We start from the raw sequence: 21248 nt of genomic DNA, 5'->3' as shown, positions 1-21248 counted from the left end.
GCGCGAGGCCTGCCGCAGGTGCGCCGCCGCACCGCATGGACAAGCCGCTTGCGCATTGCGGACAATCCCCCGGATGACTTCCGTCCATGCCATCCCGCTGCTGCAGGCGCGGGGCCTGTCCTTCCTGCGCGCCGACGAGCCGGTGTTCGGACCGCTGGATTTCGCCCTGCACGCGGGCGAGCTGGCCCTGGTCGAGGGCGACAACGGCAGCGGCAAGACCACCCTGCTGCGCCAGTTGGCCGGCCTGCTACACGTCGGCGAGGGCGAGCTGCTATGGCGAGGCCAGCCCTGGCAGCGCGACGCCTGCGCAGGCGAGGTGTTGTTCCTGGGCCATCAACTGGGCCTGAAGATGGACATGAGCCCACGCGAGAACCTGCGCATCGCCGCCGGGCTGCACGGCGCGCGCGAGGGACGCAGCGCCGCGTCCGTGCTGGCCGAGGTCGGTCTGCCCGGCTACGAGGACGAACCCGTGCGCCGGCTGTCCGCGGGCCAGAAGAAGCGCGCCGCGCTGGCGCGGTTGCTGCTGCTGCCGGCGGTGCTGTGGCTGCTGGACGAGCCGTACGCGAACCTGGACCGCGCGGGCATCGCGCTGGTCAACCGCCTGTTGGAGGCGCACGTGGCCGAGGGTGGCGCGGCGCTGGTGACCAGCCATGGAGCGGTGAGCTTCCACGGCGGCGAGCCGAAGCGGATCCGCATGCATGCCTGAGATCCTTCGCCCAATACTGGCTCCGGAGCGGCCGTCATGAGCCCGACGCCCCTTCCGGCTGCCTGCGTGGCGGTGCTGCGGCGCGATCTCACGCTGGCCTGGCGGCGTCGCGGCGATATCGCCATGCCGGTGCTCTATGCGCTGATCGTGGCGACGCTGTTCCCCTTTGCGCTGGGCCCGGAAGATGCCCTGTTGCAGCGGATCGCCGGCGGCGTGGTGCTGGTCACCGTGCTGCTGGCCATGCTGCTGGCGCTCGATGCGATGTTCCGCAGCGACATCGAGGACGGTTCGCTGGAACAACTCGTGCTCGCGCCGCAACCGCTGGCGCTGATGCTGGCGATGAAGATCCTCGCGCACTGGCTCACCACCGCGCTGCCGCTGATCGTGATCGCGCCGTTGCTGGCCGGCATGCTGCACCTGCCCGTGCCGGTGATGGGCGTGCTGCTGCTGGCGCTGCTGCTGGCCACGCCGATGCTCAGCCTGCTGGGCGCCGTGCTGGTCGCGCTGACGGCCGGGACGCGGCGCTCTGGTATGCTTCTCGCCCTGATGTTGCTGCCGCTGTGCGTGCCGGTGGTCATCTTTGCCGCAGGCGCGGTCGCGGCCGCCCAACAGGGGTTACCGTGGGTGTCCCCGATCGCCTGGCTCGGCGCGGCGCTCGCCCTGGCCCTGGTGCTGGCGCCACTCGCCTGCGCGGCCGCCCTTCGTATTGCGTTGGACGCCTAAGATCATGTCCAAGTGGATTCCCCTCTGGCTGCACAAGCTCGGCTCGCCGCCGATCTTCTATCGGTTCGCCGGCACGCTGCGGCCATGGTTCCTGGCGCTGGCGCTGGTCTCCGGCGCCGTCGCCCTGTACGGCGGCCTGGTGCTGGCGCCCGCCGATTACCAGCAGGGTGATGCCTACCGCATCATCTTCATCCACGTGCCGAGCGCCTGGATGGGACTGTTCATCTACGGCGTGATGGCCGTCGCCTCGTTCATCGCGCTGGTCTGGCGGATCAAGCTGGCCGAGGCGGTGGCGATGGAGTCGGCGCCGATCGGCGCGGCCTTCACCTTCATCACCCTGGTCACCGGTTCGCTGTGGGGCAAGCCGATGTGGGGCACCTGGTGGACCTGGGACGCGCGGCTGACCTCCGAACTGGTGCTGCTGTTCCTGTACCTGGGCGTGATCGGCCTGTACCACGCCTTCGAGGATCGCCGCCAGGGTGCGCGCGCCGCCGCGTTCCTCGCCATCATCGGCATCATCAACGTGCCGATCGTCCATTTCTCGGTGAACTGGTGGAACACCCTGCACCAGGGCTCGACCGTGCGCATCCTGGGCCCGTCGAAGATCAGCGCCAGCATGCTCTGGCCCCTGCTGACCATGATGGTGGCCACCAAGCTCTACTACGTCGCCAGCCTGTTCGGCCGCGTGCGCGCCGACCTGCTGGAGCTCGAAGGCGGCAAGGACTGGGTACGTCGCATCGCCGCCGGGAACGGTGTTCCAGGGGAACAGGTTCCGGGAGAGCAGGCATGACCCAGTTCTTCGCCATGGGAGGCTATGCCGCGTACGTGTGGCCGGCTTATGCGGTGTTCTTCATCGTGCTGCTCGCCGATTTCATTTCCCCGCTGCTGCGCCGCCGCCGCAACCTGAATGAACTTCGCGCCCGCCTGGCGCGACAAACCGCGCGCCAGCACCGCGCCGCTCCGCCTGCCGTGAACCCATGAACCCGACCCGCAAACGCCGCCTGATCATCGTCCTGCTCGTGCTCGCTGCCGCCCTGGTGGCGGTGGGCCTGACCGTGTTCGCCCTGCAGCAGAACATGAACTACCTGTTCACTCCCAGCCAGGTGCGTTCGGGCCAGGCCGAGGCCTACAAGACCTTCCGCCTCGGCGGCATGGTCAAGGCCGGCTCGATCCAGCGCTCGGGCGATTCGCTCAAGGTCGGCTTCACCGTGGTCGACGCCGATGGCGCGATGCCGGTGGAGTACACCGGCATCCTGCCGGACCTGTTCCGCGACAACCAGTCGGTGATCGCGACCGGGCACATGGCCGGCGACCACTTCGTCGCCACCGAGGTGCTGGCCAAGCACGACGAAACCTACATGCCGAAGGAACTGAAGGACGCCATGGAGAAGGCGCACCACGGCAACAAGGCCGTGGCCGCCAGCGGGACGCCGCAATGACGCCGGAACTGGGCCAGCTCGCACTGATCCTCGCCATGTTGCTCGCCCTGGCGCAGGGCGTGCTGCCGCTCATCGGCGCCTGGCGCGGCAACCGCGCGCTGATGGCCATCGCCCGCCCCGCGGCGGCAGGCCAGGCGGTGTTCGTGGCGATGGCGTTCGGCCTGCTCGTGTGGGCGTTCCTGCGCTTCGACTTCTCGGTGCAATACGTGGCCGACAACTCGAACCTGGCCCTGCCCTGGTACTACCGCATCGCGGCGGTGTGGGGCGCGCACGAGGGCTCGATGCTCTTGTGGGTGCTGATCCTCAACGTCTGGACGGTGGCGCTGGCCGCCTTCAGCCGGCAGTTGCCGGAGGATTTCCTGGCCCGCGTGCTGGGCGTGCTGGGCATCGTCGCGGTGGGCTTCCTGGCCTTCATCATCTTCACCTCGAACCCCTTCATGCGTCTGCTGCCGATGCCGCCCGACGGCGGCGATCTCAACCCGGTGCTGCAGGACCCGGGCATGACCTTCCACCCGCCCGTGCTGTACATGGGTTACGTGGGCTTCTCGGTGGCCTTCGCCTTCTCCATCGCCGCGCTGCTGGGCGGCTCGCTGGAACAGGGCTGGGTGCGCTGGGCGCGGCCGTGGACCAACGCGGCCTGGGCCTTCCTCACCTGCGGCATCGTCGCTGGCAGCTGGTGGGCGTACGCGGAGTTGGGCTGGGGCGGCTGGTGGTTCTGGGATCCGGTGGAGAACGCCAGCTTCATGCCCTGGCTGGTGGGCGTGGCGCTGATCCACGCGCAGGCGGTGACGGAGAAACGCGGCTCGCTGCGCGCCTGGACCATCCTCTTGTCGATCTTCGCCTTCTCGCTCTCGCTGCTGGGTACTTTCCTGGTGCGCTCGGGCGTGCTGACCTCGGTGCATGCCTTCGCCTCCGATCCGCGCCGCGGTCTCTACATTCTGGCGTTCCTGGCGATCGTGATCGGCGGCTCGCTGCTGCTGTACGCGGTGCGCGCGCCGAAGGTCGCCGGCGGCAAGGCATTCGGTCTGCTCTCGCGCGAGACGGTGATCCTCGTCGCCAACCTGATGTTCACCGTGGCCGCGGCGATGGTGCTGCTGGGCACGCTGTTCCCGCTGATCGGCGATGCGCTGCATCTGGGCAAGATTTCCGTTGGGCCGCCCTACTTCGGCTTCCTGTTCCCGCTGCTGATGCTGCCGGTGGTGTTGCTGCTGCCGTTCGGACCGTTCCTGCGCTGGGGCAAGAGCGAGCCGGCGCCGCTGAAGAGTGTCCTCGTTCGCGTGACCATCGCCGCAGTGGCCTGCGCGATCGTGGCCGCGTTCTTCGTGCAGAGCCAGGCCCGGGCGATCGCCGGCGTGGCCGCCGCGGTGTGGTGCGGCATCGGCACGCTGCTTTACGTCTACAAGCGCTGGCGGGAAATGCCGCGCGGGCGGCGCTACCCCGCCGAGATGGCCGGCATGCTGCTGGCGCACTTCGGCCTGGGCGTGTTCCTGGTCGGCGTGCTGCTGTCCGAATCGCTGAGCGTCACCCGCGACGTGCGCATGGCGCCCGGCGACACGCAGACCGTGGGTGCCTACACCTTCCGCTTCGACGGCGTGAAAGCCACGCGCGGTCCCAACTGGCATGCCGAACAGGGCACCGTCACCGTGCTCAAGGACGGCAAGACCATCGATGTGATGCACCCGCAGAAACGCACTTATCCGCGCGGCCAGGTGCAGACCGAGTCGGCGATCGACCCCGGCGTCACCCGCGACCTCTACGTGGCCCTCGGCGAGCCGATGGACCCGAACAGGCTCGAAGGCGCCTGGGCGCTGCGTCTCTACGCCAAGCCGTTCGTGCGCTGGATCTGGGGCGGCGGCCTGTTCATGATGCTGGGCGGCTTCGTGGCCGCGGCCGACCGGCGCTTCCGCGCCAGGCGTGCGCCCGCCAGGGAAGCGGTCGAGCCGGTACTGCCGGTGAAGGAATCCCGCGCATGACCCGTTCGCTGCCGTTGATCGGCTTCCTGCTGCTGGTCGGCCTGTTTGGCTTCGGCATCTGGTGGAACACCCGGCACGACCCGCGCGAGGTCCCCTCGCCGTTGATCGGCAAGCCGGCGCCTGAATTCGTGCTGCCGCTGCTGGACGATCCCGCCAGGACGGTCAGCAAGGCTTCCATGCTGGGCAAGCCCTACCTGGTCAACGTGTTCGCCAGCTGGTGCATCGCCTGCGGTGAAGAGCATCCGGTGCTGATGGCCGAAGGCCGCACGCTGGGCGTGCCGCTGGTCGGCTACGACTACAAGGATGCGCCCGAGGACGCCAAGGCGTGGCTCGCGCGCCACGGCAACCCGTACGACATGGTGATCGCCGACCAGCCCGGCCGCACCGCGATCGACTTCGGCGTGTACGGCGCCCCGGAAAGCTTCCTGATCGATGCCAAGGGCGTGATCCGCTACAAGCACATCGGTCCGTTCACGCCCGAGGTCATCGAGCGCGAGCTCAGGCCGCTGATCGCGCAACTGAAGCAGGAGGCGCCATGAACCGGACGCTCCTGCGAGTGCTCCTGGCCGTGTTCGTCGTGCTTTCGGGCGCGGTCGCCGCCCAGGCGATCGACCCGCTGCCGTTCAAGGACCACGCCCAGGAAGTCCGCTTCCAGAACCTCACGCGGCAACTGCGCTGCCTGGTCTGCCAGAACGAGAATCTCGCCGATTCCAACGCCGACCTGGCGCGCGACCTGCGCCACGAGGTGTTCGGACTGATGCAGCAGGGCAAGAGCGACGACGAGATCAAGCAGTACCTGGTCGATCGCTATTCGGATTTCGTGCTGTACGACCCGCCGGTAAAGCCCGCCACCTGGCTGCTGTGGTTCGGCCCGGGCCTGTTCCTGCTGATGGGCGCCGCGGTGGTACTGGTCACCATCCGCAGGCGCGGCCGCGCCACGCGCATCGACAGCCGGCTGGTCGACAACGCCACGATCGAACAAGGGGACGATTGGTGAAGCTCGCGTTCTACCTGGTCGCTGCCGCGATGATCGCGGCGGCGCTCGCCCTGCTGCTCTGGCCACTGGTACGCCATGGCCGTCGCGAGGGGCGTTCCGCCGGCATCTTCGCGCTGGCCCTCGTCGTCGCCTTCGTGCTTCCGCTGGCCGCCGGCGGGATCTACCTGCTGGTCGGCACGCCGGTGGCGCTCAATGGCGTGACGGCGCAGCCGAGCATGGACATCGACCAGGCCGTGGCCGAGCTGCGCGATCATCTCAAACAGCAGCCGGACGACCTGCAGGGCTGGCTGCTGCTCGCGCAGACCGAGGCGGCGATGCACCAGGACGCGCAGGCGCGCGATGCCTACGGCCAGGCGCTGCGGCTGGATCCCCGCAACGGCACGGCGATGGTCGGTTGGGCCGAAGCCGACTCGATGGCGCGCGACGACCATCGCATCGAAGGCCGCGCGGTAGAGTTGCTCGAACAGGCCGTGCAGGCCGATCCGGCCAACCAGCGCGGCCTGTGGCTGCTCGGCATCAGCCGGTTCCAGCACGACGACTACGCGGCCGCGGCGGCCACATGGCGCCGCCTGCAGCCGCTGCTGGATCCTGGCTCCAACGTGGCCAAGGCAGTGACCGAGCAGATCGCCGTCGCCGAGGCACGGGCCGGCGGCAAGCCAAGCCCATCGGCGGCCGCCGATGCCCAGGGCCCGCGCCTGACGGTGCAGGTCGAACTCGCTCCCTCGCTGCGCGACAAGCTCAAGCCCGGGGCCGCCCTGTTCGTCTACGCGCGTGCCGAACAGGGGCCGCCGATGCCGCTGGCGGTGGCGCGCCTGGAAGCCTCGCAGCTGCCGGCTACGGTCACGCTCACCGACGCCATGGCGATGGCGCCGCAGTTCAAGCTATCTTCCGCCGCCAAGGTCTTCGTCGGTGCGCGCATCAGCGCCAGCGGCCAGGCGATCGCGCAACCCGGCGACTTGGAAGGTGATGCCGGCGTGGTCGAGGTGAATCATGCCGGCCCGATACGGATCGTCATCGACAAGGTTCATCCATGAGCACGGACGCCCCGGACGCCCGCCGCTACCACGCCCTGCCCTCGCCCTTCGCAATGAAGCGCGGCGGCGAGTTGCACGGGGCGTGGGTGGCCTACGAAACCTGGGGGAAGCTCAACCCGGCCCGCGACAACGCCGTACTGATCCTCACCGGCCTCTCGCCCAGCGCGCACGCGGCCTCGAACTCCGAAGACCCGACCGCCGGCTGGTGGGAGGGCATGCTCGGCCCCGGCAAGGCGATCGACACCGACCGCTGGTTTGTGATCTGCGTGAACTCGCTGGGCAGCGACAAGGGCTCGACCTGCCCCGCCTCGATCGACCCGGCCACCGGCCGGCCCTACCGCCTCGGCTTCCCGGAACTGGCGCTGGAAGACGTGGCCAATGCCGCCTTCGAGCTGGTTCGCCACGGCCTCGGGATCGAACGCCTGGCCTGCCTGATCGGCTGCTCGATGGGCGGCATGGGCGCGCTGGCCTACATGGTGTTGCATCCGGACAGCGTGCGCGCGCACATCAGCGTGGACACCGCACCGCAGGCGCAACCGTTCGCCATCGCCATCCGCTCGCTGCAGCGCGAGGCGATCCGGCTCGACCCGCAATGGAACGGCGGGGACTACGACATCCATGACGGCGATGGCGTGCGTTATCCCGAAATGGGCATGAGCATCGCGCGCAAGCTCGGCGTGATCACCTATCGCTCGGCGATGGAATGGAACGGGCGCTTTGCGCGTATCCGGCTGGATCCGGAGAAACGCGAGGACGAGCCCTTCGGCTTCGAGTTCCAGGTCGAGTCCTACCTGCAGGGCCACGCGCAACGCTTCGTGCGCAGCTTCGACCCGAATTGCTACCTCTATCTCTCGCGCGCCAGCGACTGGTTCGACATCGGCGAATACGGCGGCGGCGACATCATGCAGGGGCTCAAGCGCATCCGCGTCGAGCGCGCCCTGGTGATCGGCGTGAGCACCGATATCCTGTTCCCGTTGGAGCAGCAGGAACAGATCGCCACGGGACTGTCCGCCGCCGGCGCACGCGTCGATTTCGTGGCGCTGGACTCGCCGCAGGGCCACGATGCCTTCCTGGTCGACATTCCCAACTACAGCCGCGCCATCGGCGGTTTCCTGGCCGGCCTGTGAATTCCTGACGGGCCCGTCTCGGCCGGCTAACACCGGTGCGTTAGACTTGACGTGAAGCTGTACTGCGAGAACCCCCATGCTCACCACGGAATTCCCCGGCTGCCGCGCGCTGATCGATGCGATCGACCACGCCGTCGGCATGGACACCACGTTTGCCGTCACCGATACCCTGCGCAACAGCCTGTGCAAGCTGATGCGCAACGGCGCGGTAAAACTGCCCGATTGCGTGTTCGAGACGGCCGAAGGCCGATACGCCCGCCGCGAGCTGTATCGCAGCGAGCAGCACGGCTACTGCGTGGTGGCGATGACCTGGGGCCCAGGCCAGGGCACGCCGATCCACGACCATTGCGGCATGTGGTGCGTCGAGGGCGTCTGGAGCGGCGCGCTCGAAGTGGTGCAGTACGAGCGCCTGGCCGACGAGAACGGTCACTGCCGCTTCCAGGCGGTGGGCTCGATCCAGGCCGGCCCCGGCTCGGCCGGCAGCCTGATCCCGCCGCACGAGTACCACACCATCCGCAACCCCAGCGACGATGCGATCGCGGTCAGCCTGCACATCTATTCGGGCAACATGACGCGCTGCGCCGTGTTCCAGCCGCTACCCGAGGACCACGGCTACGAACGCTGCGAGCGCCAGCTGGGGCTCGACCCGGTGCACTGACCCGGGCATAATTCGCCCTCTTGTGCCGGTGTGGCGGAATGGTAGACGCGGCGGACTCAAAATCCGCTTCTGGCGACAGAGTGTAGGTTCGAGTCCTATCACCGGTACCACAAGACGGGCGGTCGTTCCCGCCCACCCTGAGAAGCCCGCCTCCGAGCGGGCTTTTTGTTGTTTTCCTGCAGCGGTTGTCTAGGCAAATGGGCGGACGGGTGCAAAAACCGACGAATATCCGTTCTTCCGTATGTTTCTCAAAATAGTCACTTTTCGTGCTGCTAGAGTGCCATTGCTCAATTAGTGAGCGGTCCAAACATGGGGACACGGTTATGATCAAATTTTTTTCGCACCGCGCGTTCTGCGCCGTTCTGGTTGTCATGGGCCTTTCGGGTACCGCAATGGCGGCCCAGCCGATGGACAACGGCCTTGGCCAGAGCTGGCCGAATGCACAGGACGTGAGCTCGAGTCCGCACTGGCACGTCTACGCGTTCAAAAACAATGGAATCCGCTATATCCAGGTAAACGATCTCAACGGCAACGTGCGCGTGGCCTTTGCCGCTGCCAACGGCCAGTTCCTGGTACTGCCGATGGGTCGCAATGCGAGCAATATCTCGACCCCGCAGCAGTCGGCGGTGATTTCGGACACCGCGGTGGCGCTGAGCTCCTACACGGAAACGGTCTATCGCGGCGGCGGTATTACCTTGCAGGCAGTGCCGATGAGTGATGGCACTACGCTTTTCCAGGTCGTGCGCGGCACGGCTTCGGCGCAGGCTGCGCCTGCCTGCGATCCCAACAAGGAAGACTGCAATACGCATCTCAACACGCTGGCCGCACCGGCCTGCGATCCGAACAAGGAAGACTGCAATACTCATCGAGGCGCGACGCTGGCGGCGCCGGCCTGCGATCCGAACAAGGAGGACTGCAACACTCATCTGAGCACGACGCTGGCGGCACCGGCCTGCGATCCGAACAAGGAGGACTGCAACACCCACCTGAGCACGACGCTGGCGGCACCGGCCTGCGATCCGAACAAGGAAGACTGCAACACACACCTGAGCACGACGCTGGCAGCGCCGGCCTGTGATCCGAACAAGGAAGACTGCAACACGCACCTGAGCACGACGCTGGCCGCGCCGGCCTGCGATCCGAACAAGGAAGACTGCAACACCCACCTGAGCACGACGCTGGCCGCGCCGGCCTGCGATCCGAACAAGGAAGACTGCAACACGCACCAGCAGTAAAAAACCGCCGAAAAGAAAAAGCCGCCGAAAGGCGGCTTTTTTTATTGTCAGGCGACTTCCGGCTCCCACAGGATAAGACTGAGTCGTTGCCCATCTCCCCGGGCCCGCAAGCGGACCTTGCCCCCGAACACCATGGCTCGATCCTTGATCGCCCCGAGGCCCAGTCCGCTGCCACCCAGTGCCAGGGACAGATCATCCCAGCGGATCCGGCTCAGTTGCCCGTAATCAACGCCACTGTCAATGCGCAGCACTGCCCAACGACGCCCCGCGAACTCGCCTTCCCGAAGCTGCACTTGGACGCGTGTGATGTTGCGCTTGGCGCAGGCCAGGACCACCGCTTCGACCATCAGGCGATAAATGGCCATCTGGAGGTGAATCGAAAGCTCACTGCCCTTTGGCCCGCGGACATCACACCAGTAGGCAATGCCAGCCTCATCCAGTGCACGGGGTACGGCGCCCTCGCGCAGGGCCGCCGGCAAGCCGCGCTCGCCCCAGACCAGCGGACACAGCGAATCGGCCAGGCGGTACATCTGATGCTGTGTCACAGCTGCCTGCCGGTAGTAACTGCGCTCGTCGACCCCCGGCAGCACCGAGCGCAGGCGACCCAGCAGTTGGGTATAGGAGGCCTGGATGGCACCACTGACCTCCTCCAGCGCATGGGAAGTCTGCCGCAGTTGCAGTTCTCCCAGGTACACGTTGCGCTGCGCCATGGCCAGCGCCAGCCGCGCCCCCGCCCTCTCGTGCTCCTCCCGTTCGTGAAGGATGGCGATACGTGCGGAAAGCATCAGCATGGTTGTAATCGTGAAGGCCACGAATACCTGCGCATCAAGGGTCGCGCTGTCACGGTGATACGGCATTGCAATCACCAGGGCAACGCTCGCGGCAGCGCCGCCGACGGCAGTACCGCGCCAGCCATGGCGCAGCGACAGCCACGCAACCGGCAGGAACATCGCCATGCGACATTCCTCGGTGGCGGCGCCAGCCACGCCCGAGGCCAGCCAGGCCAGAAGCACCAGTGACGGCAGCAACACGAACGCCACGTCCTTCGCCAGCGCACTTTGCGGCAACCGGATCCAGAGCCGCCTTAGACCGTGGTCGAGCAAGTCCTCGCGAACCAGCAGAACCAGCGGAACCAGCGTGAGGATGCCCAGGTAGTTACCGATGAAGTACCGCGCCGCGGCGGCCTGGAAATCGATGGTCTCGCCCGGGGCCATGCGCATCATTGCGAGGGTCGCCGTGTTCACCGCGGCCCAGAGCAGCGAAACAATCAAGGTTCCGAGCAGGAGAACGCCGACGTGGGTCTTGTTCTTCGGCTGGAAAAGCCGGCCCTGCTCGCGGCACCAGCGGATCACCGGCATGGAGAAGAGCATCGGGGGTACCGAGAAAAACGTCGCCCACAGCCAACCGTAGTCGCCCGCACACGCAATGCCTGCGTATGCCAACGATCCTGCCTCGCCTATCAGCAGCGAAGGCCAGTACCTGTACGGCGCGAACAACAGGACGCTGAAGCGGAATCCGGCCAGCAGTACCCAGTGCGAAAAGGACACCTCCCGCACGAGGTAAAACGCGAACGCATAGCCGAGGGCTACGGCGACATGCCGCAGCCACGTATTTATCCTTGTTCCTTTTGGCATCTTCCCTTCCCCTGGCTGATCCCGAGTCGCCCGCTTGCCGCTGTATCGGCAGGTCGGCCCGATACTCAACAAACCAAAGCGTGAAAGGCCTATGAAACCAACGGCCTGGGCCGGATGTTAGCGCAGTTGGGCCGACGTCGCGTGCCATCCCGGCAGGAGCCGTGCCCCACGTCGCATTTCTGCCCCTGACGGGCGGCGACGAACGATGAGCACCGAGGGTGAAGCGGTGCGCCTCAGCAGGAACAGGAGGAGGCCAGTTCCGCCACCATCCGGAACAAGTCGTTGCGATGGAAGGGTTTTTGCAGCGTCGGCCGGTCCTGCCACGGCTCGCGCAGGCCATGGGCGCCATAGCCGGTGGCGAAGGCGAACGGGATTTCGCGCGCAGCCAGCGCCTCGGCCACCGGGTAGACCTCCTCGCCGCCGACGTTGACGTCGAGGATCGCCAGGTCGATCGCTTCGCTGCGCGCCGCTTCCACGGCCTGGTCGATGCGGGCCATGGGTCCGACGATGGTGTGTCCCGCTTCGGCGAGCATGTCTTCGAGCAACATCGCCACCAGCATCTCGTCTTCGACCAGCAGGATCCGCCAGGGGCCGGATGTCTTTTCCATGAGGCTACCTATTGCAGGGTCGTGGCATCCGGGTCGGACAGTTCGCGCCAGCTGCCATCACTCTCCTGCACGCGTACCGGCGGGTGCTGGAGCCCCCAGGCACGTGCCAGCTTGGCGCGTACCCGTACGGCTGCCGAAATCGCTTCATCGCGGGTGGAATAGGTACCCACCCTGGAAGCCTCGCCGCGCACGATCCAGGGAGCCTCGGCGCTGAAGGGCACGAACAGGCGTACGGTTTCCGGGTTCATTGCGTCCCTCCCTCGGATGGCTGAGCCTGCCGGGCTGACGGCAGGCCGCGTGTTCCGCTGGCCGGAATGGCAGTCTTGCAGATGTCGCAGGGCTTGGATAGGCCGCGGCAAGGCCTTGTTGGCCCTCGTTCCGGCTTCCTGCCAAATGCTGGTCAAGCTGACGTCTACAGTTCGCGAACGACGCGGAAGCCCACGCGTGCGCTGCGCACGCTGCCGTCGGCCCCCTGCCGGTAGGCCGAGCGCACCTGCTCCGGTGAACTGCCCCACGAACCGCCACGCACCACGTGCACGCTGCAGCCGGGGTTGAGCCAGGCGCTGCCGTCGACCGGCGCGCGCACGTAGTTGTCGTGCCAGCAGTCGGCGGTCCACTCGGAAACGTTGCCGTCGATGTCGTAGAGCCCGAACGGGTTGGCCGCGAAGCTCATCACCGGCGCCGGCCCCCAGTAGCCGTCACGGTAGCTGGGGAAGGCATTGCTCCAGCGCCGCCCGCTGGGCGAGCGATCGCCGCTGCCGGTGAGGTTTTCCACCTTGCTGGTGGGCGCGCGCTGGCCCCACCAGTAGCGGGTCTGGGTGCCGCCGCGCAGCGCATACTCGAACTCGGCCTCGCTCGGCAGCCGGTAGCGCTTGCCGGTGCGTTGGCCGAGCCAGTCCGCATAGGCCCTGGCATCGCGCCAGGAGACGTTGACCACCGGCAGGTCGTCCTGCGCCGGACGGCCGGCGTAGTCGTCCTGCCAGGTGGCGCGGGGATCGTCGCGAAGCGCACCGCTGCGCTCGTCGTAGACGCTCGCGCCGCCAAGCCCGACCGAGTCGGGCTGGTAGCCCGCGGCACGCACGAACTCGCGGAACTGACCCACGGTCACGGCGCTGCGCGCCATGGCGAAGCCCTTGGCGATGGTGACCCCGTGGCGCGGGGTCTCCGCTTCCGTGCGGTCGTCTTCCCCGTCCGGGGCGCCCATCTGGAAGCTGCCGGTGGGGATCACCACCATCGCCGGGGTTTGGCCCGGCAGGTCGACGAAGCGGTCGCTGAAGACCTGCCCCGGCTTGTAGCTGGCGTACAAGCGGGCGTTGGTCAGTTGCTGCTCGAATTCGTCGATGCCCTTCAGACCGGGCTGCAGCGCCTGCGCCTGCCCGGCCAGCCGCTGCGCCAGGTCGAGGTTGCCTGCATCCAGCGCCGAGCGTGCCTGCGCCAGCAGGCCGCCGGCGCGTTGCTGGCGGATGCCGTCGACGCGGTTGCGTGCGTCCACCAGTTGCCGCGAGCCCGGTCGGATCGTGTCGGCCTCGGCCAGCGCCTTGTCGGCCGCGACGAAGTCGTTCTGCGCGACCGCAGCCAGCGCGCGGTCCAGCACCGCCCGCTGCACCTGGAAGATGCCCTGCTCGGCCATCGCGTTCTGTGGATCGAGCGCCTGCACCTGGCGATACAGGTCCAGCGCGCTGCCGCCCTGCGGCTGGTCGGCCTTACCCTGCTGCAACAGCGAAGCCGCCTGGGCCAGCATCGGGCGGACCGAAGCCAGCGTCTTCAAATCCTGCTCCAGTTGCGCCGCGTCACCGGCGCTGTCGGGCAGCTCACGCAAGCTGCCGAGTAGGTCCTGCGCCGAGTCGGCGTCCCCCACCGCGATGTCTTGGCTGATCTGCGCCACCAGTTGCGCGCGTACCTGGTTGAGTCCCTGAGCGGCGGCGCGGCTGTCCGGCTTGTCGTGCAACGCCTTGGCGTACAGCACCGCCGCGCTGTCGTCGCTGCCGACCAGCTTGCCCGCCTGCAGAGCCTTGCCGGCCTGCGCGAGCAGGGCCTGCACTGCGGGCGTATCGGCGCTGAGCTGTTCGGGCAGATGCTGGTTGCCCCGTTCCATGCGGGAGGCGATGACCGCGGCCGGCGCCAGCGTAAGCGGCGGCCCGGCGTCGAGCTCGGCATTCAGCGGCGTGCGTGCCGGGCGCCGGGCGCCGGCCGGGGAGAATCCGCCGGACGTCGGGCGATGGGCAGTCAGCGTGGCGGGATCGACATGGAAAACCCGCGGGAAGAAGTGATAGACCAGCGCCGCGCCGAGCACGGCCACGCCCAGTGCGCCCCCCAGGGTGCGCTGACGGCGGACGGTCTCGTTGCTCGGCATGGAAGTCTCTGGGCGGGGGCTGTTATCGTGCGCCGCTCACCATATGGCAGGGCCGATGACAGGGCAATGCGCGCCGCGCGCCCGAGGCCCGCCCGCCAGACACCGAGGAAGCCTTCGCATGTCCGTGCCCACTGCGGCCGCCACCCCATGGATCGACCGCCGCGACGCACTGGAGGCGTGGCTCGCGCAACTGCCGGCCGATGCCGCGCTGGGCGTCGACACCGAGTTCATGCGCCGCAACACCTTCCACCCGCAACTGGCCCTGCTCCAACTGGGATGGAACGGCCGCTATGCGCTGGTCGATCCGCTCGCCTTCGACATCGCCGATGCCCTGCGCCCCTACCTGGCCGACGGCCCGATGGTCACGGTGATGCACAGCGCCGGCGAGGACCTCGAAGCGTTGGCCCCGCTCCTGCCGCAGGGCCCGGGCACGCTGTTCGATACCCAGATCGCCGCCGCCTTCGTCGGCATGGGCCTGGGACTGAGCTACCGCGCACTGGTCGCCGAACTGGCCGGCGTGGAGCTGGACAAGGGCGAGACTCGCTCGGACTGGCTGCAGCGCCCGCTCACCGAATCGCAGCGGCTCTACGCCACGCTCGACGTGGTCTACCTGGAGCCGGTGCATACGCAACTGGCCGCGCGCCTGGCCGAACGCGGACGCACCGCCTGGCACGCCGAGGATTGCGAGCGGCTCAAGCGCCGCGCCGATGCGCGCGAGGGCGACCCGCAGCCGCAGCGCGGCTTTCGCGCCGCCGCCGACTGGCCGCGGGCGCAGCAGGCGCTGCTGCGCCGCATCCTGCTCTGGCGCGAGCGCAGCGCGCGAACGCTCGACCGCCCGCGCTCGTGGTTGCTGGAGGATGCGCTGGCACTCGGCCTTGCGCAGGATCCCCCGGCCAACCTCGCGGCACTGGAACAGCGCACCCGCGGCCAGCGCGCCCTGCGTTCGGCACAGCGCGCGGAGCTTTTCGACCTGCTCGCCCCGGCCCCGGATGCGCAGGAGCTCGCCGCCACCGCCGCCATCCCGGCGTCGGTATTGGGGCCGGCCAAGAAGGCACTCGCCGCGATGAAGGAGGCGGTCGACCGCCTTGCCGGCGAACTCGACCTGCCCCCCGGCCTGCTCTGCCCGCGCAAGGTGCTGGAGGAATACCTCACCACGCAGGAATGGCCGGAATTTCTCGAGGGCTGGCGCCGCGGCGTACTGCACGAGCGTCTGAGCCCGCTGCTCCCTGGCGGCTGATGCAAACGGACGTGGTACGCGTCGAGGCTCTTGGCGACACCGCACGACGCTGCTAACATGCGCGGCTCGCGTGGGGTGGTAGCTCAGCTGGGAGAGCGTCGCGTTCGCAATGCGAAGGTCGGGAGTTCGATCCTCCTCCACTCCACCAATCCGTTCCAGACAAAGCCCCGGTAGCGCAAGCTCCCGGGGCTTTCTGTTTGCGGCGGCTAGGGATGGTCGAAGCCTTCCTTGCGCTTGGCTTCGCGATCGGCTTCCTTGGCCTCGCGGGTTTCCTTCGCGTCGCGCTTCTCCTGCAGACCGTGGTCGTGCCGCGCAACCTCGTTGTCGTTGCGGTCGCCGGTGCCGTGCTTGCGGTCGGCCGGAGGCATGGGATGGGGCATGTGCACACTCCGCTTCGAAACCTGCCACCCAACCTACGCCGGCCAGCTTCATGGCCGTGTGATCGTTCGTGAAGACGGACCCGGCTTCGGATGACCGAGCCGCAGCGAGCCTGAGCCCGCGCTGCGCCGGTTACCGCGCCAGGCTGGCGAACAGGACGCCATGACCGGGCAAGCGCAGGCGTCCGCCGTTGACGGTGCCCTGGGCCAGTCCATGACCATCGACGGCCTGCCACTGCCCGTCCAGCGCAAGCTCCGCCTCCGCCGCCTCCGGCCCCAGATTGAACGCAACCAGCAGCGTTTCCCCGGCATGGGTCCGCACGAAGGCAAGCACGGGTTCGGGCGTATCGAGGAAATGGATGTCGCCCCAGCGCAAGGCCGGCTGCCCGCTGCGCCAGCGCAGGATGCGGCGGAAGCCGTTCAACGCCGAGGCCACATCGGCTTCCTGCCGCGACACGGCCACCGCGCGATGCTCGGGCGGCACCGGAAGCCATGGCTCGCCACGGCTGAAACCCGCGTGGGCATCCTCGCTCCAGGGCATCGGCGTGCGGCAGCCGTCGCGGCCCTTGAACTGCGGCCAGAAGGCGATGCCGTAGGGATCCTTGAGTGATTCGAACGGCACCTGCGCTTCGGTCAGTCCCAGCTCCTCGCCCTGGTAGACGCACACCGAGCCGCGCAGCGAGCAGACCAGTGCGGTGAACAGGTTGGCCAGCGCGGCATCGGGCCGTGACCCGCCCCAGCGGCTGAGCACGCGCTCGACGTCGTGATTGGAGATCGCCCAGCAGGGCCAGCCGTCGCGCATCTGTGTTTCCAGCTGCCGCACGGTATGGCGGATGTGCGCGGCGCTGAAGTCGTCGGTGAGCAGCTCGAAGCTGTAGCCCATGTGCAGGCGGCCGGCTTGCGTGTACTCGGCCATCGTCGCCAACGAGTCCTCCGAGGAGATCTCGCCCAGCGCCACCGTGCCCGGATAGCGGTCGAGCAGCGCGCGCAGCTCGGCGAGGAAGCCGAGGTTCTCCGGCCGCGTGTTGTTGTACCAGTGGTACTGGAATGCGTATGGGTTGTCCGGGCTGAAACCGCGGCCGACGCGCAGGTCTCTGGGCTTGGGCGGGTTGTCGCGCAGTTGCGCGTCATGGAAGCAGAAGTTGATCGCGTCCAGGCGCAGGCCGTCGACGCCGCGCTCGAGCCAGAAGCGCACGCAATCGAGGATGGCCGTGCGCACCTGCGGGTTGTGGAAGTTGAGGTCCGGCTGCGAGGCCAGGAAGTTGTGCAGGTAGTACTGCCCGCGCCGCGGTTCCCACTGCCAGGCGACGCCGCCGAAGATCGACAGCCAATTGTTGGGCGGCGTGCCGTCCTCTTTCGCGTCGGCCCAGACGTACCAGTCGGCCTTGGGATTGTCGCGGCTGGCGCGGCTTTCCTGGAACCAGGCATGCTCGGCCGAGGTGTGGCTCAACACCTGGTCGATCATCACGCGCAGGCCGAGGCCGTGCGCCTTGGCCAGCAGCCGATCGAAATCCTCCAGCGTGCCGAACAGCGGATCGACGTCGCGGTAGTCGGCGATGTCGTAGCCGTAGTCGGCCATCGGCGACTTGAAGAACGGCGAGATCCAGATCGCATCCACGCCGAGGCTCGCCACGTAGTCGAGCTTCTCGATGATGCCCGGCAGATCGCCCACGCCGTCGCCATTGGTATCCAGGAAGCTGCGCGGGTAGATCTGGTAGGTGACGGCGCCGCGCCACCAGGGTGCATCACTCATTCGTTGTGTCTCGCAAGATTTTTCGACAGATGCGCGTGAGGCAATTTGGGTTGCAAGGCAGCTTAAATGTTGAGTGCGCAACCGACCTCGGCGGTGCAAACGTATTCATTCGTGCTGCGCGTGCGTCATCACACACGCCTGCCCGTGTGTTCGGCGGCTCTGTGCCAGACCTATCGTAACCGCCGTCAGCCCTTGCCATGCCGCGCGCGGCGCGTGTCCGAAGGCGCTCCGTACATGCCGTGGTGCAGCCGATGCTGCAATGCAGTCACTGCATGCGGGCGGCCGGCATGAATACGTATGCACTCCTGCGCTGAGTCCAAAACAACGTCTTTATGATCGGGCCACGTCTTAATAACGCGGACGTGGCGATCGACTGCGAGTGCGATCCGCCGTCAAAAACGACTTGCGACAATTCAGCGGTTTTCGGGAGGGGAAATGAAACAACCAGAGCGCAACATTCTTGCAGTCGCGATTGCCACGGCATGCTTCGGGCTTTGCTCGACGGCGGCGGCTGCGAATGCGCCCGCCACGGCGCCGTCCGCCCAGGGCATCGCCCCGGCGCAGGACCAGGCGCAAAACCAGTCGGCCGACCAGGCCGACGACAAGGACAAGGCCAACCAGAAGAACCGCCCGGGCAAGGCCAAGACCCTGCAGGCGGTCGAAGTCAGCGGCTTCGTCAGCAGCATCGAGAATTCCACGGCGCTCAAGCGCAACGCCAACGGCATTGTCGAGGCCGTGTCGGCCGAGCAGGTCGGCAAATTGCCGGGCGTCTCCATCGCCGACTCGCTGGGCCGCCTGCCCGGCCTGGCGGTGCAGACCGTCAGCGGTCGCCCGCAGGTGCTGACCATCCATGGCCTGGGACCGGACCTTTCTACCGCGCTGGTCAATGGCGGCCAGCAGGTGTCCACCTCCAACAACCGCGACGTGCAGTTCGACCAGTACCCCTCGAGCTGGTTCGACAACGTGGTGGTGCACATGTCCCCGTCCGCGGACCTGATCGGCCAGGGCCTGGCCGGCACGGTGGACATGCACACCATCCGTCCGCTCGAGAAGAGCGGTCCGGAAGCGGCCGTGAACGCGCACTACATCTGGGACGGCATGGGCCAGCTCGCCGACGGCCCGGGCGTCAGCGACAAGGGTTACAACTTGAACGGCGTGTGGGTGCACCAGTTCGCCGACCATACCGTGGGCGTGACCCTGGGCGTGGACCTGGAGAACAACCCCTCGCAGATCCAGCACCAGGCCCCCTGGGGCTACGCCACCGACGCCGACGGAAACCTGGTGATCGGCGGTGCGAAGAACTACGGCATTTCCGATTCGATGAAGCGCCGCGGCGTGCTCGCCACCGTGCAGTGGCAGCCGAACGAGCACTACACCGGCACCATCGACATGACGTACGACAACTTCAAGGAAGTGCAGCAGGCCAAGGGCATGGAGTTCCCGCTGTTCTACAGCTCCGCGCAGCTGCAGCCTGGCAGCGTGGTGCAGAACGGCTTCGATGACAGCGGCACCTACACCGCCGTCAAGCCGGTCATCCGCAACGACTACAACAGCACCAGCGCGCGCGTCTACAACTTCAACTGGGACAACAAGTTCACCATCAACGAGGACTGGTCGCTCGACCTCGACGGCAATTACTCGCGCGCCACCCGCAACGACGTCAACCTGGAGAGCTACTCCGGCACGGGCTTCACCCCGGCCAACGGCGCCACCGACACCGTCGGCTTCGACCAGCATGGCAACGGCCTGTTCTACCTGAGCCCGTCGCTGGACTACACCCAGGGCGTGGTGCTGACCGACCCGCAGGGCTGGGGCGGCGGCAACGATGTGGTGCAGGCGGGCTTCATCAACGCGCCGCACACCGTCGACTACCTCGCCAACCTGCGCCTGGCCGTGGAACGCAGCTTCGCCAGTGGTCCGTTCTCCAGCATGGAGTTCGGCGTGGCGCACAGCACGCGCAACAAGACCTACCACATCGACCAGAGCTTCCTGACCTTGGGCGGTGGCACCATCAGCGGCGGCAGCGCGGTGGAGACGGCGCCGTTCACCGGCAGCAACTGCGATCCGCTCTCGTTCATGGGCATCGGCCAGCAGCTCTGCTACAACCCGTTCGACCTGATCGCCAACGGCACCCTGGTGGGCGTCCCCACCTTCGGCTCGTCGCTATCGATGCCGCCGAACTGGAAGGTGCGCGAGAAGGTGTTCACCCCGTACGTGCAGTTGAACCTGGACACCTATCTGGGCGGCGTCAGCCTGCGCGGCAACTTCGGCGTGCAGGCGCAGCACACCTCGCAGACCGCCACCGGCGAACGCGTGGCGCCTGGCAGCGCCGTCACCGGCAACGCGATCGAGCTGATCCCAGTGACCGGCAGCACCAGCTACAACAACTACCTGCCCAGTGCCAACCTGATCTTCGGCTTCTCCGACAACGACGACCTGCGCGTCAGCGCGGCCCGTACGCTGGCCCGCGCGCGCATGGACCAGATGAACGCCAGCCTCGCGGTGAGCGGCAACATCACGCGCCTGCAGTCGACCGACCCGAACCAAGCTTACTTCAGCGCATCGGGCGGCAACGCCAAGCTCAAGCCGACCCTGGCTGACAACTACAACGTCAGCTACGAGCACTACTTCTCCGGCGGCAACGGCTTCGAGTGCAACAACACCGACCAGAAGAACTCCGACCTGTGCCGCAGCGGTGGCGGCGGCTACTTCTCGGTGTCCGGTTACTTCATCAAGCTCAAGGACTACATCAACCCGAGCGCGGCCTACCTGTACGACTTCAAAGCGTTCCTGCCGTTCGGCCTGACGCCGGATCAGGTGTCCCAGCTCGGCACCACCCTGGGCACCGTGTCCGGTCCGACCAACGACGGCCACGGCTACGTGAAGGGCGCGCAGGTGACGTTGAACCTGCCATTCAACCTGATTGCCCAGCCGCTGGATGGCTTCGGCATGATCCTCACCGGCAACCGTACGAAGAGCTCGGTGGTGTACGCGGGCAATCCCGATCCGCTCACCGTGCCGGGCCTGTCCAAGTGGGTGGCCAACGCCACGCTGTACTACCAGCACCAGGGCTTCGAAGCCCGCGTCAGCGACGACTACCGTTCCAGCTTCCTTGGCGAGGTGTCGGGCATCAGTGCCTCGCGCATCGAGCAGACCATCAAGGGCGGCAGCACCTACGACGCGCAGGTGAGCTACACCTTCCAGAGCGGCGCCTTCAAGGGCCTGACCCTGATCGCACAGGGTTCCAACCTGTCCAACAAGTCGTTCATCACCTATCAGAACAACGACCCGAGGCAGGTACTAACCTGGGAAAGCTACGGCCGGCGCTACGATCTGGCCGTCTCGTACAAGTTCCAGTGAGGTACTGACGGGCTCAGGTTCTCCCCGTATGCCC

At 67.3% G+C, this 21248-nt stretch carries 20 protein-coding genes and 2 tRNA genes; 16 read left to right on the top strand and 6 right to left on the bottom strand.

Going from position 1 to position 21248, the window contains the following annotated elements; genetic code table 11:
• The first annotated feature begins 73 nt into the window (after positions 1-73).
• The 13 genes from ccmA (at position 74) to AAIL17_RS00520 (ending at position 9892) form a co-directional block, all read left to right on the top strand.
• Positions 74-706 carry a cytochrome c biogenesis heme-transporting ATPase CcmA gene (gene ccmA, locus AAIL17_RS00580; protein ID WP_424680853.1) on the top strand — a complete coding sequence of 211 codons (633 nt, stop codon included), beginning with the start codon at positions 74-76 and terminating at the stop codon, positions 704-706.
• A gap of 36 nt (positions 707-742) precedes the next feature.
• The gene (ccmB, locus tag AAIL17_RS00575; protein WP_424680852.1) at positions 743-1429 is read left to right on the top strand and encodes a heme exporter protein CcmB; all 687 of its coding nucleotides are present in this window, start codon (positions 743-745) and stop codon (positions 1427-1429) included.
• Between the two features lie 4 nt (positions 1430-1433).
• A complete protein-coding gene (locus AAIL17_RS00570) occupies positions 1434-2219 on the top strand; it encodes a heme ABC transporter permease (RefSeq protein ID WP_424680851.1) in 786 nt (261 codons plus the stop codon).
• The gene (gene ccmD, locus AAIL17_RS00565) at positions 2216-2410 is read left to right on the top strand and encodes a heme exporter protein CcmD (protein WP_424680850.1); all 195 of its coding nucleotides are present in this window, start codon (positions 2216-2218) and stop codon (positions 2408-2410) included. Before AAIL17_RS00570 ends, ccmD begins: the two co-directional genes overlap by 4 nt.
• The gene (ccmE, locus tag AAIL17_RS00560) at positions 2407-2868 is read left to right on the top strand and encodes a cytochrome c maturation protein CcmE (protein ID WP_424680849.1); all 462 of its coding nucleotides are present in this window, start codon (positions 2407-2409) and stop codon (positions 2866-2868) included. Before ccmD ends, ccmE begins: the two co-directional genes overlap by 4 nt.
• A complete protein-coding gene (locus AAIL17_RS00555) occupies positions 2865-4841 on the top strand; it encodes a heme lyase CcmF/NrfE family subunit (protein ID WP_424680848.1) in 1977 nt (658 codons plus the stop codon). The genes ccmE and AAIL17_RS00555 overlap by 4 nt, the downstream gene beginning before the upstream one ends.
• A complete protein-coding gene (locus AAIL17_RS00550) occupies positions 4838-5380 on the top strand; it encodes a DsbE family thiol:disulfide interchange protein (protein ID WP_424680847.1) in 543 nt (180 codons plus the stop codon). The genes AAIL17_RS00555 and AAIL17_RS00550 overlap by 4 nt, the downstream gene beginning before the upstream one ends.
• Positions 5377-5838, top strand: coding sequence for a cytochrome c-type biogenesis protein (locus tag AAIL17_RS00545; protein WP_424680846.1), 462 nt, complete (start codon positions 5377-5379; stop codon positions 5836-5838). Before AAIL17_RS00550 ends, AAIL17_RS00545 begins: the two co-directional genes overlap by 4 nt.
• Positions 5835-6872 (top strand): tetratricopeptide repeat protein, encoded by a 1038-nt coding sequence (locus AAIL17_RS00540; protein WP_424680845.1) that lies wholly within the window; start codon positions 5835-5837, stop codon positions 6870-6872. Before AAIL17_RS00545 ends, AAIL17_RS00540 begins: the two co-directional genes overlap by 4 nt.
• Positions 6869-7999, top strand: a complete 1131-nt coding sequence (gene metX, locus AAIL17_RS00535; protein ID WP_424680844.1) for a homoserine O-acetyltransferase MetX — start codon at positions 6869-6871, stop codon at positions 7997-7999. The genes AAIL17_RS00540 and metX overlap by 4 nt, the downstream gene beginning before the upstream one ends.
• Before the next feature lie 76 nt (positions 8000-8075).
• Positions 8076-8657, top strand: a complete 582-nt coding sequence (locus AAIL17_RS00530; RefSeq protein WP_424680843.1) for a cysteine dioxygenase — start codon at positions 8076-8078, stop codon at positions 8655-8657.
• Positions 8658-8681: 24 nt separating this feature from the next.
• Positions 8682-8767 (top strand) — tRNA-Leu (locus AAIL17_RS00525).
• A 213-nt stretch (positions 8768-8980) separates the two neighbouring features.
• Positions 8981-9892 (top strand): hypothetical protein, encoded by a 912-nt coding sequence (locus AAIL17_RS00520; protein ID WP_424680842.1) that lies wholly within the window; start codon positions 8981-8983, stop codon positions 9890-9892.
• A gap of 47 nt (positions 9893-9939) precedes the next feature.
• Here AAIL17_RS00520 and AAIL17_RS00515 read toward each other — a convergent pair whose 3' ends face one another.
• The 4 genes from AAIL17_RS00515 to AAIL17_RS00500 form a co-directional block, all read right to left on the bottom strand.
• Positions 9940-11526, bottom strand: coding sequence for an MASE1 domain-containing protein (locus AAIL17_RS00515; protein ID WP_424680841.1), 1587 nt, complete (start codon positions 11524-11526; stop codon positions 9940-9942).
• 233 nt (positions 11527-11759) lie between these two features.
• Positions 11760-12134 carry a response regulator gene (locus AAIL17_RS00510; RefSeq protein WP_424680840.1) on the bottom strand — a complete coding sequence of 125 codons (375 nt, stop codon included), beginning with the start codon at positions 12132-12134 and terminating at the stop codon, positions 11760-11762.
• Positions 12135-12142: 8 nt separating this feature from the next.
• Positions 12143-12382: a DUF2188 domain-containing protein gene (locus tag AAIL17_RS00505; protein ID WP_424680839.1), complete on the bottom strand. Its 240-nt coding sequence runs from the start codon at positions 12380-12382 to the stop codon at positions 12143-12145.
• Between the two features lie 164 nt (positions 12383-12546).
• Positions 12547-14487 (bottom strand): SUMF1/EgtB/PvdO family nonheme iron enzyme, encoded by a 1941-nt coding sequence (locus AAIL17_RS00500; RefSeq protein ID WP_424680838.1) that lies wholly within the window; start codon positions 14485-14487, stop codon positions 12547-12549.
• Between the two features lie 118 nt (positions 14488-14605).
• Here AAIL17_RS00500 and AAIL17_RS00495 point away from each other — a divergent pair, with 118 nt between their 5' ends.
• Together AAIL17_RS00495 and AAIL17_RS00490 are read left to right on the top strand one after the other, a co-directional pair.
• On the top strand, positions 14606-15724 hold the full coding sequence (locus tag AAIL17_RS00495; protein ID WP_424680837.1) for a ribonuclease D: 1119 nt from the start codon (positions 14606-14608) through the stop codon (positions 15722-15724).
• 72 nt (positions 15725-15796) lie between these two features.
• Positions 15797-15872, top strand: a tRNA-Ala gene (locus AAIL17_RS00490).
• Positions 15873-15930: 58 nt separating this feature from the next.
• On the opposite strand, the gene AAIL17_RS00485 is transcribed toward AAIL17_RS00490, so the two are convergent.
• Both AAIL17_RS00485 and AAIL17_RS00480 read right to left on the bottom strand, forming a co-directional pair.
• Positions 15931-16104, bottom strand: coding sequence for a hypothetical protein (locus AAIL17_RS00485; protein ID WP_424680836.1), 174 nt, complete (start codon positions 16102-16104; stop codon positions 15931-15933).
• A gap of 130 nt (positions 16105-16234) precedes the next feature.
• Positions 16235-17854 carry an alpha-glucosidase family protein gene (locus tag AAIL17_RS00480; RefSeq protein WP_424680835.1) on the bottom strand — a complete coding sequence of 540 codons (1620 nt, stop codon included), beginning with the start codon at positions 17852-17854 and terminating at the stop codon, positions 16235-16237.
• A gap of 435 nt (positions 17855-18289) precedes the next feature.
• On the opposite strand from AAIL17_RS00480, the gene AAIL17_RS00475 reads away from it, so the two are divergent.
• Positions 18290-21214 (top strand): TonB-dependent receptor, encoded by a 2925-nt coding sequence (locus AAIL17_RS00475; protein WP_424680834.1) that lies wholly within the window; start codon positions 18290-18292, stop codon positions 21212-21214.
• Positions 21215-21248 lie beyond the last annotated feature (34 nt).

This window comes from Frateuria sp. YIM B11624, assembly GCF_049727805.1.
In the GTDB taxonomy this organism is placed as follows: Bacteria; Pseudomonadota; Gammaproteobacteria; order Xanthomonadales; family Rhodanobacteraceae; genus Frateuria_A.
Note: the sequence above shows the minus strand (reverse complement) of the source record. Positions and strands in the feature narration are given on the sequence as shown.

Excerpts from the sequence above, each read along its gene's own strand:
- AAIL17_RS00515 (WP_424680841.1), bottom strand. The coding sequence starts at position 11,526 with ATGCCAAAAGGAACAAGGATAAATACGTGGCTGCGGCATGTCGCCGTA.
- AAIL17_RS00485 (WP_424680836.1), bottom strand. The coding sequence starts at position 16,104 with ATGCCCCATCCCATGCCTCCGGCCGACCGCAAGCACGGCACCGGCGAC.
- AAIL17_RS00570 (WP_424680851.1), top strand. The coding sequence starts at position 1,434 with ATGTCCAAGTGGATTCCCCTCTGGCTGCACAAGCTCGGCTCGCCGCCG.
- AAIL17_RS00510 (WP_424680840.1), bottom strand. The coding sequence starts at position 12,134 with ATGGAAAAGACATCCGGCCCCTGGCGGATCCTGCTGGTCGAAGACGAG.
- AAIL17_RS00545 (WP_424680846.1), top strand. The coding sequence starts at position 5,377 with ATGAACCGGACGCTCCTGCGAGTGCTCCTGGCCGTGTTCGTCGTGCTT.
- ccmD (WP_424680850.1), top strand. The coding sequence starts at position 2,216 with ATGACCCAGTTCTTCGCCATGGGAGGCTATGCCGCGTACGTGTGGCCG.
- AAIL17_RS00475 (WP_424680834.1), top strand. The coding sequence starts at position 18,290 with ATGAAACAACCAGAGCGCAACATTCTTGCAGTCGCGATTGCCACGGCA.
- ccmB (WP_424680852.1), top strand. The coding sequence starts at position 743 with ATGAGCCCGACGCCCCTTCCGGCTGCCTGCGTGGCGGTGCTGCGGCGC.
- AAIL17_RS00555 (WP_424680848.1), top strand. The coding sequence starts at position 2,865 with ATGACGCCGGAACTGGGCCAGCTCGCACTGATCCTCGCCATGTTGCTC.
- AAIL17_RS00480 (WP_424680835.1), bottom strand. The coding sequence starts at position 17,854 with ATGAGTGATGCACCCTGGTGGCGCGGCGCCGTCACCTACCAGATCTAC.
- AAIL17_RS00520 (WP_424680842.1), top strand. The coding sequence starts at position 8,981 with ATGATCAAATTTTTTTCGCACCGCGCGTTCTGCGCCGTTCTGGTTGTC.
- ccmE (WP_424680849.1), top strand. The coding sequence starts at position 2,407 with ATGAACCCGACCCGCAAACGCCGCCTGATCATCGTCCTGCTCGTGCTC.
- AAIL17_RS00550 (WP_424680847.1), top strand. The coding sequence starts at position 4,838 with ATGACCCGTTCGCTGCCGTTGATCGGCTTCCTGCTGCTGGTCGGCCTG.
- AAIL17_RS00505 (WP_424680839.1), bottom strand. The coding sequence starts at position 12,382 with ATGAACCCGGAAACCGTACGCCTGTTCGTGCCCTTCAGCGCCGAGGCT.
- AAIL17_RS00530 (WP_424680843.1), top strand. The coding sequence starts at position 8,076 with ATGCTCACCACGGAATTCCCCGGCTGCCGCGCGCTGATCGATGCGATC.
- ccmA (WP_424680853.1), top strand. The coding sequence starts at position 74 with ATGACTTCCGTCCATGCCATCCCGCTGCTGCAGGCGCGGGGCCTGTCC.
- AAIL17_RS00495 (WP_424680837.1), top strand. The coding sequence starts at position 14,606 with ATGTCCGTGCCCACTGCGGCCGCCACCCCATGGATCGACCGCCGCGAC.
- metX (WP_424680844.1), top strand. The coding sequence starts at position 6,869 with ATGAGCACGGACGCCCCGGACGCCCGCCGCTACCACGCCCTGCCCTCG.
- AAIL17_RS00500 (WP_424680838.1), bottom strand. The coding sequence starts at position 14,487 with ATGCCGAGCAACGAGACCGTCCGCCGTCAGCGCACCCTGGGGGGCGCA.